This is a genomic window from Planktothrix agardhii (assembly GCF_904830935.1).
GTDB classification, from domain to species: Bacteria; Cyanobacteriota; Cyanobacteriia; order Cyanobacteriales; family Microcoleaceae; genus Planktothrix; species Planktothrix agardhii.
Genome location: NZ_LR882952.1, coordinates 3735007 through 3748244, shown reverse-complemented (window position 1 = coordinate 3748244; position 13238 = coordinate 3735007). Strand labels below are relative to the sequence as shown.

The following is a 13238-nucleotide window of genomic DNA, read 5'->3' as shown; positions in this document are numbered from 1 at the left end:
CCCAAACCCCCCGTGCACGGGGGGTTTGGGGGGAATGTTCCGGTGTTCCCTGCTATAACACATTGATTAGTTTTTCCCTTGGGCTAATATTTGTTGAATTGTACTTGTGAGTTGACTGAGTTTAACAGGTTTAGTCAAATAGTCATTTGCACCTGCTTCTAAGCATTTTTGTTTATCGCTAGTCATTGCTAGGGCTGTGAGGGCAATAATAGGTATATTAGCTAGTTTGCGATCGCTATCCTCACGAATCCGTTGAATTGCTTCTAAACCATCCATAACAGGCATCTGAATATCCATTAAAATTAAATCTGGATCGTGTAATTTTGCCTGATCAATTGCCTCTTGACCATTTCCCGCTAAGATGATTTGGTATCCTTTTGCCTTCAGATAACGAGAGATAGTAATAATATTAGCTTCATGATCTTCTGCTAATAGAATTACCGACAGTTCTTGTAATGCTTGATTTGTAGAACTTGGATCTAAATTTAACCCATTTTCACTAGGAGATTGAGGAGATTTTAATAGTAAATCTTGACAAGGGAGACGGAAGGCAAAACAACTACCGAGATCAATTGTACTCTCAACTTTTACCTCCCCACCGTGCATTTCCACAATTCGTTTAACCAGGGTAAGTCCTAAACCTGTCCCCGCATATTGACGATTTAAAGCACTATCAATTTGGATAAAGGGTTGAAACAGTTTAGCGAGATTTTCAGGAGTAATACCAATACCCGTATCGGTGACGGCAAAGCCTATAGATGAGGAATTTTCAATAGTAACATCAAATGTGATTTTTCCCCCGGCGGGGGTGAATTTAATAGCATTATCGAGTAGATTAATTAAAACTTGTCGGAGGCGCCGTTCATCTACGATAATTTCTGGTAGCTTTGGGGGAATTTTCGTCTGAATTGTAATCCTTTTTTGTAGAGATTGCTGTTTGATAAAAAGCAAACTTGATTCGCATAAATGCTGAATGGATGTAGGAGCGCATTCTATTTCAAATTTTCCTGATTCAATTTTAGCGATATCGAGGATATCATTAATTAATGATAGTAAATGAGTGCCACTGGTGGCAATAGTTTCTATTGCTTGTTGTTGTTTATCGTTGATTCCGCCAAATATTTCCTCTTGGAGAGCTTCGGACATCCCTAAAATAGCATTTAGGGGAGTACGCAATTCATGGCTCATATTAGCAAGAAACTCATTTTTGAGACGAGTTGCTTGGGCAAGTTGTTGATTAGATATTTCCAATTGTTGGTTACTTTCGGTTAATTTTGCTTCGGCTTTCTGTTTTTCTGTTAATTCTTTATTAATCTGCTTAAACAGATCTGTTTGTTGAATTGCGATCGATAATTGATTGGCAATTTGTTGGACATAATCAATTTCTAATTCTTGCCATTTTCGAGGTTCATAACATTGATGAATGCAAAATAAACCCCAGAATTTTCCATTAATAACTAAGGGAATTAACAAATTAGCTTGAATTTTAAATTGTTCTAAAAAACGAGAATAACAGTCACTTTTTTTGACTTGATAAATATCATCAATTAGAATTTGATTCTGGGGATCGGGAAATTTATCTTGTTCTTTTAAACAATTTTCTTCGATTTTAATATTTAGAATTGAATTAACTCCTGTTTTCACAGATTCAGACACAAATTCCCCCTGATTATCGTCGTCCCAATTTCATATTTCTCGAAAATACATTGTTTTAAATTATCGGGTACGCCTTGCCCATAATCAGCAATTTTAATTTTTGTCCCTCCTTCGGGGAGATGTTCAGCAATGACGATAATCTGACTTTCTTGGGGAGAGAACTTAATAGAATTAGAGAGTAAATTATCTAAAACTCGCTGAAACATCGCTTGATCTATCTTAATCGTGCCATCAAAATCAGGAATTTGGAATTGATTGCCATTGGGGATTGGCTTTAATCCGAGAGCAAACCTCAATCCCGTCCATTTCTGGCATCATCACATCTAATAAAATTAGATCCAGTGGGATGAGTTCTAGGGATTCGAGGGCTTCTTGTCCACTAGAAGCATAGTGTAACTCATAATTCTGACTGCTTAACAGTGATTCCAGGACATCAAAATTACGAGGTTGATCATCGACCACTAAAATAGAAGGCTGATTCAATTGTGGTTCCCTCAAGCACTTAACATATTTTTGATTATAACTTTGAAAATTAGATCACAAGGAATTCGGATACCTGCTGAGGGGGGAGATAACCCCGTCCTTGCTGATTGAAGGTGTAGTTAAGCGAAAAACTATCCGAATTGTGTCTAGGGATCAACACCATATAATAATCTATAGAACAATGAATCTACTGCTGAATACTAACCCCAATTTAAAGCCATGACACAAATACAGCCTAATACCAACCCAATTGCATCACTTACTGAAGATACTGCTATTATTGCTACCGATGTGCATAAATGGTATGGCAATAATTTCCACGCCCTTAGAGGGGTTAGCCTTTCGGTGGGACGGGGAGAAGTTGTGGTGATTATGGGGCCGTCTGGTTCGGGAAAATCGACTTTTATTCGCACATTTAATGCTTTAGAAGAATTTCAACAGGGAAGTATTGTCATAGATGGAATTAATTTATCCCATGATTTAAAAAATATTGAAGAAATTCGCAAAGAAGTGGGAATGGTGTTTCAACAGTTTAATTTATTTCCTCATTTAAGTATTTTACAAAATGTCACTTTAGCTCCGATTTGGGTCAGACGTTGGCCGAAGGCAAAAGCCGAAGAAGTAGCTTTACAATTATTAGAAAGGGTGGGAATTTTAGAACAGGCAAAAAAATATCCGGGTCAATTATCTGGCGGCCAACAACAACGAGTTGCGATTGCTAGAGCCTTAGCAATGCAGCCTAAAATTATGTTATTTGATGAACCTACTTCTGCTTTAGACCCGGAAATGGTACGCGAAGTTTTAGACGTGATGCGAACTTTAGCCGAGTCGGGAATGACGATGGTTTGTGTTACCCATGAAGTCGGATTTGCGCGAGAAGTCGCCGATAGAATTGTGTTAATGGCCGATGGAATCTTAGTCGAAGAAGGAACCCCAGAAGAATTTTTTACCAATCCTCAAGAAGAACGAACTCAAAAGTTTCTGTCTCAAATTCTTTAATGTATTAAAATATATTAAGTAACTAGGGATCTACTAAGGTGAACACAGAACGAGTGATCGTGATTGGGGCTGGAATTGGGGGATTAACCGCCGGGGCATTGTTGGCCCATCGAGGATATTCGGTTTTAATCTTCGACCAAGGAATTGTCCCAGGAGGGTGTGCTTCTACCTTTCAACGTCGGGGGTTTACCTTTGATGTCGGAGCGACTCAGGTAGCCGGACTCGAACCGGGTGGGATTCATCACCGTATTTTCAAGGAGTTAGGAATTGAATTACCCGCCGCGACTCCCTGTGATCCCGCTTGTGCCGTTTTTTTACCCGAAGAAACTGAACCGATTCAGGTGTGGCGAGATCCCCAAAAATGGCAACAGGAAAGACAGCGACAATTTCCCGGGAGTGAACCCTTTTGGCAGTTAATGACTACCCTATTTCATGCTAGTTGGCGGTTTCAATCCCGTGATCCCGTGCTCCCTCCTGGGAATTTATGGGATCTGTGGCAATTGCTCCAAGCGGTTCGCCCTGATACCTTGATTACCCTGCCTTTTACCCTGATGACGGTGGCTGATGCCCTACGGTTGTATAATTTAGACGGTGATCGGCGTCTGAAAACCTTTTTAGATCTGCAACTGAAGTTATATTCTCAGGTAGACACCGAAGAAACGGCTTTATTGTACGCAGCAACGGCTTTAGGTGTCTCTCAGGAACCCCAAGGTTTATCTCATCTTCAAGGCAGTATGCAGGTATTGAGCGATCGCCTAGTCCAAGCCCTAGAACGAGATGGGGGTAAACTATTCATGCGGCATACCGTTGAAGCTATTGAAACAGAACCGGATCAAGCGATCGCCGTGAAAATTAGGAATCAAAAAACTGGGGAAATTATTCATGAAACCGCCGATCATATTGTAGCTAATATTACCCCACAAAACTTAATTAAATTGTTAGATAAAAACCACAAAAATCACCAGCAATTTTCAATTTTATTACCTCTCTATCAACGACGAATTAAGCAACTTCCCCCGGCATCGGGAGCATTTGTAATCTATCTAGGAGTACAAGCGATCGCCATACCCCCAGAATGCCCGCCCCATCTACAATTCCTCTATGATCAAGGGGCTATTGGTGAAAATAATTCTCTTTTCGTCTCCGTGAGTCACCCCGGAGATGGACGCGCCCCCGCCGGACAAGCCACGATTATCGCTTCAAGTTTTACTGAAACCCAACAATGGTGGGATTCTCAGGACTATCAAGGTTTAAAACAACAATATATGGACAAGGCGATCGCCCGTTTAGGGTCTTACTTTCACCTAACTCCAGAAACTATTCTCCATCAAGAAGCCGCCACACCTCGCACCTTTGAACGCTATACCGCCCGGGATCAAGGAGTTGTTGGCGGAGTCGGTCAACGGGTTTCCACTTTTGGGCCCTTTGGTTTTGGGAATCGTACCCCGATCAAAAATCTTTGGTTAGTAGGAGATTCTACCCATCCTGGAGAGGGAACAGCCGGAGTTTCCTATTCGGCTTTAACCGTTGTTCGTCAAATTGAATTGACCCAAAAATCTGTCTAAGAATGACAGAGAGATTCATAACTAAAAAAGTAATAGTAATTGCCGTTTCGGAACTATGAGCTAGTTTCTTCATAAGATGATGTGTTCGGTTGCTCCTCTTTTCGGTACATTTCCTCGACTCCTGCAAGGTTTTTGGGCTATTGTACACTAATTTCTTGCACCATTATCCCTTTCTGCCCTTTCCTCCTCCCGACTCTCTCGGCTTTTTATCTTTTTTCAGCAAGCCCTAATTACCGGGGATATGAACAGTTTTGGACGGGTATTTATTGGAACTGGGGGAAATGGATTCATTTATGGGGAACCTAAACCTTGATTTGATATTTTCCCGTTAAATAACGCAAAATGACTTTATGCGACATCAATGAAATTGTGTCAAAATCGAAGTCATGCTAATCTACACGACCCCGACATTCGACGCACAAGCGAAACAGCAAGGCATCCAGAGTCAGGTGGCGGAATTACTCGTCATCCTCAAGACTCAAGGCACAGTGGCGGTACAGGCGCTGTTTGAGTGGAATTATCCCTACTTAAAGCGACCCGTGCGGAACTTGCGTTTACTAGGAAAAATTCTCTGGGTAAATAATGACCCGATTTTATGTTTATTAGCGGTTCTTCCCCGGGGAGGAAACGAGTATGAGGCATTTCTGAGAAATCCAGATGACTACGGAATTAGTCATCTGGATTCGTTAATTGATCCCAAAGAATTAGAAAATAGTATTAATGCCCAACGGGAAGAACAAAAATCCTTTCGCCGTCGCCCCACTTTACCCGAAGATTTGCGTCAAATTTGGTTAAAAGGGCCAGATTGGATTAAGAATACCACCGATGCGGTGATTTGTGAAAGTGAAATTTGGGTGACACAATTTAAACAACCGGACACTCAACTGCAATGGCGGACTTATTATGACATTGTGGATAGTTTGGTGGAGAAAAAATCAGGAATTGAAACCACAACAACTGACTTTTTAGGAATTGAAATTGCCGGACAACCGCAGCAAAATCGTTATATTATTTATAGTTGGATTCTTACCTCCGATACTCCTAACCGTAGTGTTTTATTTTTACTTTCTACCTTTAATCATTATCCCACTTCCCAGGATATTTTGGAAGTCGGTCAAATCACTCGTCTGTTTAATTCTAACCCAGGAGAAACTAATGGGGAAGCATCCTCAAAAAACCCTAACCCAACTAACGTTTTAGCCCAGGAATTAAGTTTAGAAGATTTAGCCCGTTATACCCGACGTTCATATCCCGATTATTTATTAGGAGATTCAGAAATCTGGTTAGAAATTGAGCAGGAATTTGGGATTAATTGGGCTTTATCAATGGAGGAAGAAAAAATTCTCCATGAGTTATCTACCCCGGAAATTAGCCATAGTTCCCTACCAGTTTTTATTAATGGACGGGCGGGGAGTGGTAAATCAACCATGTTATTTTATTTATTTGCCGATTATTGTTATCGCTATCAAAAATATTATTTACAACATCGTCAACGATTAAACTCCGTACCCCATCCTTTATTTTTAACCTATAATGAACAATTATTAGGAAAAGCCAGAGAAGGGGTAAAAAAACTCCTCAAAAGTCACCATAAATTTTTATTAGAAACCGATGGACAGGTAAACAAACCTTCGATTGATATTTGTTTTAAATCCTTTCAACAATTTTTATTAAGTTTACTCCCCCCAGAAGAAAGCGATAAATTTGATCCCGATAAATATATTAATTTTCATGATTTTAGACAACGATGTGGCCGTCGCTATAGTCGTTATTCCCCCGAACTTTGTTGGCATATTATTAGAACATTTATTAAAGGTTATACCCTAACCGGACAAAATGAAGGGTATATGACCCCCGATGATTATGAAGAAATTCCCCGACGAGAACGCAGTTTATCTTTTGATATTTTTCAAGCAATTTATAAGCAAGTTTGGCCTTGGTATTATCAATTAACTACTCGCGAGGGCTATTGGGATGATCAAGATTTAATTAGAAAAGTCTTACAATTCAGTGGGGATAATTTACCCGTTTATACGGCTATTTTTTGCGATGAAGCCCAGGATTTTACCAGTTTAGAACTGCGCTTAATTATGCAGTTATCAATATTTTCCCATTGTGACTTATACCCCCCGGTTTGGTGTTTACCTTTTGCCTTTGCGGGTGATCCATTTCAGACTTTAAACCCCACGGGATTTCGCTGGGAAAGTGTTAAGGCGACCTTTTTTGATCAAGTTATTGCTGCCCTTGACCCGACCCGACAACTTAATTTATCCATGACTTTTTATGAGCTTGAATCTAATTATAGATCAAGTCCTTCTATTGTTAAAGTTACGAATTTAATTCATCTATGGCGACATATTTTATTTAAAATCCAAGAGCTAAGACCCCAGGAGTCTTGGCAATCTTATATGGAGTCTCCAACGCCCCAAAAGTTTATCTTTGAACAGAATAATTTTTCCGCAGAATCCTTGAAACAACATATTCAGAAATCCCCGATTTTTATTGTTCCCTGTGAAGCAGGAGGGGAGTTAGACTATATTAGACTAGATGAATTTTTATCTCCTTTATTCCCCGATGCCACGGAAGAACATCCCCCTAAGAATATTTTAAGTGCAATTCAAGCAAAAGGATTAGAATTTCCCTTAGTTATTTTATATAAATTTGGGGATCAATTTGCTAAAGAATTTAATCAAAAACCGTTAATTGATTATGTGCAAGGGACGGGGAATCATCCCTTGGAATTGGAATACTTTTTTAATAAACTTTATGTTGCAGCTAGTCGTGGAATGTCGGATTTAATAATTATTGATACAGAAATTGGCGATCGCTGTTTATGGCAATATGCGACGGTTGAAATATTAGCAGAAACCTCATCATTCAACTATCATGAATATTGGTTAAATCAAGTTAACAAACCGGAACATTGGCAAACCTATATTGGGGGAGTCCGTTGGGGGGATAATTTAGATGAATTACAACGGGATAACCGCGCCTCCCAAGCTCAAAAATTTGAAGAAAATGGTCGAAATCAAAAAAATGCCTCCGACCTCCGACGGGCGAAACAATTTTATCGAGAATTAGGATATTTAGATAAAGCTGATTTATGTGAGGCCTTTGCTTTAAAATTCGATAAACGCTTTCGAGAAGCGGGGCGTTTATTCCTAAAAAGAGGTCAGGAATTAGAGGCTTGGGAGTGTTTCTGGGATGGGATGTGTTGGCAAGCTTTAGCGGAATGGTATCATCAATTTCCCCAGAAAAAATCTTTGGAACAACCCTTAGTAGAATTCATGGCCCAAACCTCAAAAACCTTACCGAATATTCGACAATTTACTCAATTTTTAGAGGAAAGTTTGAGTAGTCAAATGATTAAAGAAAACCGCTTAGTTAAGGCTTGGAAATCGGCGGTACAGGATTATGGTCGTCAAGTTAGAATATTGATGCGGGAAAAAATCCTAGACCCTGAAGAATGGCAACGGTTTGGAGAGGTTTTAGAGGGATTAGACGAAGCCAAATATAATGGGGTTTTGGAATTAGGAGGAGATTGTTATTATCGGGCTAAAAACCTACGTCGGGCTGTCCGATGTTGGCAGGAAAGCGGGGCAAATCAAAAACGAGAATATTATCTGGCTCAAGCTGAATTATCGGGATTTCCTGAAGGTTTACCCTATTTGGAAAAAGCCTTAGATTTTGAACGAATTATTGTGGAATGGGAAAAATCTGGGAAGTCAGGAAATCAACAATGGTTAAAACATTTAGATTGTTTAGGACGGGCTTTAGAACGACAAAATCGCCTCCGAGATTGGATTAATTATTTAATTAGAATTAAACGTTGGATTGATGCGATCGCTGCGATCGAAAAATGTGGTAAACTAGAGGCAATTCTATTTAGGTTTGAACTAATCCGCCAAATTTCCCATTCTAATTTAACCCCTGAACAAGCCCGAGATTTTCGGGGTCGCTATTTAGCCTTAATTGAAAAAGCCCTATCGGTCTCCAACTGGCGACAAAAGTTAGCGGTCGTTGAGGTAGGAATTGCTTTAGAAAAAATTGGGGAATTAGTCCCAACTCTCAAATTTTATGAACGATTTTTTAATAGTAATGAACTGGCTTTAAAAAAGTTTGCTCAAGAACGCTGGTTAGCAACCAAACTCAAACAAAAAGAATATTCTCTAGTGGCCGAACCCATTCGGGGACAGGAAATTCAACAAGATATTACTCGCCGGGCGAAGGAATGGAACATCGACCCCGCTACCCTCAATTCCGACCCTCCCCAAGTCGATTTAATCGAAAATCACAAATTACTCCAACTCTCGGCTCCAGACCCCTCTCAGGCTAATAATGACCCCATGGACGATCAAGTTCAGGGTCTACCCCCCGGCACAAAAATCCGCCTTTTAGGGCCGGAAGCCGATGGCTTTAGTTTCCAAATTGGTCATATTCAAGTCAAACGAGCAAAACGGAATAATAGTTTATGGGTACTTTTGACGGATATTTATAGTTCCAAAGCCCTACAAATTGATGTCGATGGAATACAAGGAAAAGTCAGAATTGGAGAATTAATGTTAGAAGTCGCCGACGGTCATCAACTTTCTTTTAATAGTATCACGGGAGATTATCGAGGCACGGTTTTTTATCGAGATGAACAGCCCAGGGTAGAGTTGCATATTCGGGGAGTTTCTAGTATTATCTCCCTTTAATCAGTCATCAGTTATCAGTCATCAGTTATCAGTTTAATCAGTGATCAGTTTTAGAGTTGTGATTTGGGTGATTAATAAGGATATGATAGAGCCCTGAAGAGATCACTACGAATTTGATTCAAATATTAGGTACATTTTTATGTCAGAACAATTTTTTACACAAGCGATTCCAGAAATTAGTGTTAAACAATTAGAAAATTTACTTAAAACAGTTCCCGAAACTGATCTTCAGTTAATTGATGTGCGGGAACCTCAAGAAATTGAAATGGCAAAAATAGAAGGATTTATTAACTATCCTTTAAGTCAATATAGTGCATGGTCAGATAAAATTTTAGTTCAACTTGACCCGCACCAAGAAACCCTAATTCTGTGTCATCATGGCATGAGATCAGCCCAAATGTGTCAATGGCTGATTCGCCAAGGTTTTACCCAGGTAAAAAATATTAATGGGGGAATTGATGCTTATTCAGTTTTGGTTGATTCCCAAATTCCTCGATATTAAACTCATCGGAAAAACATCCATATTATTTAAACAATAATGATAGAAACCCAAATCAAAAAGTCAGATTTTGTTCTTTCTCCCTACATGAAAAGTAATAATTTATGGGGAACTTATCAAATCTTAAATACCGTTATTCCCTATCTATTGTTATGGATTTTAGCAGTTAAAGTCGCGGCTATTTCTATATGGTTGCTACCACCGATTATGGTGTTAATGATCCTGTTTTCAGTCCGTTGTTTTTCCCTAATGCACGATTGCGGACATTACTCCCTATTTAGTTCAAAAAAGGTGAATCGAGTCGTGGGTTTTATGTTTGGTGTCATCAACGCCATCCCCCAATATCCCTGGTCAAGAGGACACGCCTATCACCACAAAACCAATGGGGATTGGGAACGTTATCGTGGCCCCTCGGCTTTGATTTCTACACAGGAATTTGCTAAACTGAGTCCATCGGCTCAAGGGTGGTATGAAGTTCTTAGACATCCATTAATGATTTTCCCAGGAGGTTTTTTCTACCTAGCAATTAAACCCAGATTAGCATTAATTCTAGGAACCTATGGTTTTTTTGTTCATGTTTTAACTTCCTTAAAACAATATCCTAATATTAGTTTCAGGCAGCGTTTATCATCCTATAAATCCAGAAATTGGTATACTACGGGTGAATTTTGGGATCTACTTTTTAACAATATTTGTGTGGTTGGGGGCTGGATTATCCTCAGTAATTATCTGGGATGGGGGTTCTTCTGGACAGTGTATTCAATCACCCTAACCTGTTCGGCGGCGTTGTTTATTTGTGTGTTTTTTGTACAACATAACTTTGAGGGTTCCTACGCCCACAAAACCGAAGGTTGGGATTATTTACGAGGTGCAATTGAGGGCAGTAGTTATCTGGAATTACCCCCAATTTTAAAATGGTTTTCCGCCGATATTGGCTATCATAATATCCATCATCTTTGTGAAAGAATCCCCAATTATAACCTCGAAGTTTGTCATAATCAGAATATACATTTACTCGCCGGGGTAAAAACCCTGAGAATTTCAGATATTCCTGATTGTTTTAAGTTTATCCTCTGGGATTCTGACGCTAACCGTCTAGTCTCAATCCGCTCATTTCGTCAAGCTGCTGCTTTAGATTCTAAAAACTAAATAGCACCAGTGATTAACTCAGTTTAAATCCCCTTAATATGGAGACTCTTGATTATGGTAGATCAATCTGTTCAATCTAATTTTTCCGATGCTATTGATCAAGGATATTACTTAGATCGAGATTGCACAACTTTATCCCGTCATGTTCTCCAACAACTCCATAGTTTTTCCCATGATGCTCAGGATATTAGCGCCTTAATGAATCGCATCGGATTGGCGGGAAAACTCATCGCCCGTCGCCTATCTCAGTCGGGTTTAGTAGATGATGCGTTAGGGTTTACCGGGGCCGTAAACGTGCAGGGAGAGTCCGTACAACAGATGGATGTTTATTCCAATTCCGTGTTTATTTCGGTGTTCAAACAAAGCGGTTTAGTCTGTCGTTTGGCATCGGAAGAAATGGAAAAACCCTTTTATATTCCCGAAAACTGCCCAATTGGACGCTATACTTTACTCTATGATCCCCTCGATGGTTCATCCAATTTAGATACTAACTTAAATGTCGGATCAATATTTGCGATTCGTCAACAGGAAGGTAATGATGAAGATGGGAAAGCGGTTGATTTATTGCAAAGTGGACGCAAACAAATTGCCGCCGGATATATTCTTTATGGGCCCAGTACGATGCTAGTTTATTCCATTGGAACAGGGGTTCATGCGTTTATTCTTGACCCTAGTTTGGGAGAATTTATTCTAGCAAATGAAAATATTAAAATTCCCGACCACGGCCCGATTTATAGTGTGAATGAAGGTAATTTTTGGCAGTGGGATGAATCCATTCGAGATTATGCTCGTTATGTCCATCGTCATGAAGGATATACAGCCCGTTATAGTGGGGCTTTAGTGGGAGATGTTCACCGAATTTTATATCAAGGCGGTGTGTTTTTATATCCTGGGACTGTTAAGAAACCAGAGGGAAAATTACGGTTATTATATGAGTCTGCACCCATGGCATTTTTAATTGAACAAGCTGGAGGAATGGCTTCAACTGGAACCCAAGAAATATTAGATGTAATTCCAGAAAAACTGCATCAACGCACCCCTTTAATTATTGGTAGTAAAGAGGATGTGATGTTAGTTAAATCATTCATTGAAGATCGTAAACGCAGGGAACAAGAAGGGGGTCTGGAGTAAATTCTATTAAAATCTTAAATTTTGACGGGGTTTAAAGGTTTCAATTTGACGTAATTGTTCATATAATTCTCGTTCTTGGGGAGTAATGGTTTTAGGGAGAACCACTTGAATTTCAATTAATTGGTCTCCCCTTTCTCCTTGAGGGTTCAGATAACCTTTATTTGCCAATCGCAAACGTTGACCGGAGATAACTCCCAAAGGTAAACGCATTTTAACCAAACCATCTAAAGTCGGAATATCAATTTCTCCTCCTAATATAGCTTCCGTGGGAGTGACTGGAATTTGACAATAAATCTCTGATTTTTCTACTCTGAAAAAGGGATGGGGAGTAATATTAATTTTTAAAAATAAATCCCCGCCATTCACACCTTGATTTTTTAATCTAATTTGTTGACCCTTAACCATTCCGGGCGGTAAATCCACTTCTAAAGACCGTCCATCCTCTAAACGAATTCGTTCTTTCCCTCCGGTATAGGCTTTTTCTAAAGGTAAGGTTAATCGCGCCTCAATATCCCGTTTTGTTTCCCTAGGAGTCGGTTTATAAACTGCTTTTGTTCGAGGAGAATTATAGGGGTCAGCCGCCGTCATTTGAGCCGCCTTCGGGTCAACAGTTCGGACTTCTCGCCGCCGTCCTAATAATTGGTCAACAAAGGTATCAAAATCCGAAAAATCTTCATAATCTACATCTTCAGTTTGAGAAATTGTCCGACGACTTCCCCAATTTTTGAGTCCTGAAAAAGCATTTTTTTGCCAATCTTGAAACCCTTTTTGTTTCCAAAATTGACTATAATCATCATATTGCGCTCTTTTTTCAGGATCGGATAGAATATTATAGGCTTCGCCAATATCTTTAAAGGTTTCTTCCGCTTCCTTATCCCCAGGATTTAAGTCGGGGTGATATTGTCTCGCTAGTCTACGATAAACCTTCTTAATTTCATCGACAGATGCTTCACGGGAAACCCCTAAAATTTGATAATAATTCCGAAAATTTTGCATAAGTTAAATTTGGGTTAAAGGGTTGATTTTTAAGTTTGCAGAAATCAGGTTTCTCAAATAAAC

9 protein-coding genes and 1 pseudogene are annotated in these 13238 nt (G+C 39.5%); 6 read left to right on the top strand and 4 right to left on the bottom strand.

What is annotated here, in order from left to right; genetic code table 11:
• Positions 1-66: 66 nt before the first annotated feature.
• The 3 genes and pseudogenes from NMG88_RS17410 to NMG88_RS17400 all read right to left on the bottom strand — a co-directional run.
• Entirely contained in the window at positions 67-1656 is a 1590-nt protein-coding gene (locus NMG88_RS17410) for a response regulator (protein ID WP_227350490.1), read from the bottom strand.
• Positions 1641-1862, bottom strand: coding sequence for an ATP-binding protein (locus tag NMG88_RS17405; RefSeq protein ID WP_235751377.1), 222 nt, complete (start codon positions 1860-1862; stop codon positions 1641-1643). Before NMG88_RS17405 ends, NMG88_RS17410 begins: the two co-directional genes overlap by 16 nt.
• Positions 1863-1902: 40 nt before the next feature.
• Positions 1903-2139, bottom strand: a pseudogene (locus tag NMG88_RS17400) (response regulator); the annotation flags it as partial.
• Positions 2140-2358: 219 nt separating this feature from the next.
• Here NMG88_RS17400 and NMG88_RS17395 point away from each other — a divergent pair.
• The 6 genes from NMG88_RS17395 (at position 2359) to fbp (ending at position 12179) form a co-directional block, all read left to right on the top strand.
• Positions 2359-3138 carry an amino acid ABC transporter ATP-binding protein gene (locus NMG88_RS17395; protein ID WP_227350492.1) on the top strand — a complete coding sequence of 260 codons (780 nt, stop codon included), beginning with the start codon at positions 2359-2361 and terminating at the stop codon, positions 3136-3138.
• Between the two features lie 38 nt (positions 3139-3176).
• Positions 3177-4703, top strand: coding sequence for a C-3',4' desaturase CrtD (gene crtD / locus NMG88_RS17390; RefSeq protein ID WP_227350493.1), 1527 nt, complete (start codon positions 3177-3179; stop codon positions 4701-4703).
• A 386-nt stretch (positions 4704-5089) separates the two neighbouring features.
• Positions 5090-9400 (top strand): hypothetical protein, encoded by a 4311-nt coding sequence (locus tag NMG88_RS17380; RefSeq protein WP_227350494.1) that lies wholly within the window; start codon positions 5090-5092, stop codon positions 9398-9400.
• A 139-nt stretch (positions 9401-9539) separates the two neighbouring features.
• Positions 9540-9902 (top strand): rhodanese-like domain-containing protein, encoded by a 363-nt coding sequence (locus tag NMG88_RS17375; protein WP_227350495.1) that lies wholly within the window; start codon positions 9540-9542, stop codon positions 9900-9902.
• A gap of 36 nt (positions 9903-9938) precedes the next feature.
• Positions 9939-11048: a fatty acid desaturase gene (locus tag NMG88_RS17370; protein ID WP_235751379.1), complete on the top strand. Its 1110-nt coding sequence runs from the start codon at positions 9939-9941 to the stop codon at positions 11046-11048.
• A gap of 54 nt (positions 11049-11102) precedes the next feature.
• The gene (fbp, locus tag NMG88_RS17365; protein WP_027250140.1) at positions 11103-12179 is read left to right on the top strand and encodes a class 1 fructose-bisphosphatase; all 1077 of its coding nucleotides are present in this window, start codon (positions 11103-11105) and stop codon (positions 12177-12179) included.
• A 6-nt stretch (positions 12180-12185) separates the two neighbouring features.
• Here fbp and NMG88_RS17360 read toward each other — a convergent pair whose 3' ends face one another.
• A complete protein-coding gene (locus tag NMG88_RS17360) occupies positions 12186-13175 on the bottom strand; it encodes a DnaJ C-terminal domain-containing protein (RefSeq protein WP_227350497.1) in 990 nt (329 codons plus the stop codon).
• Positions 13176-13238: the final 63 nt, after the last annotated feature.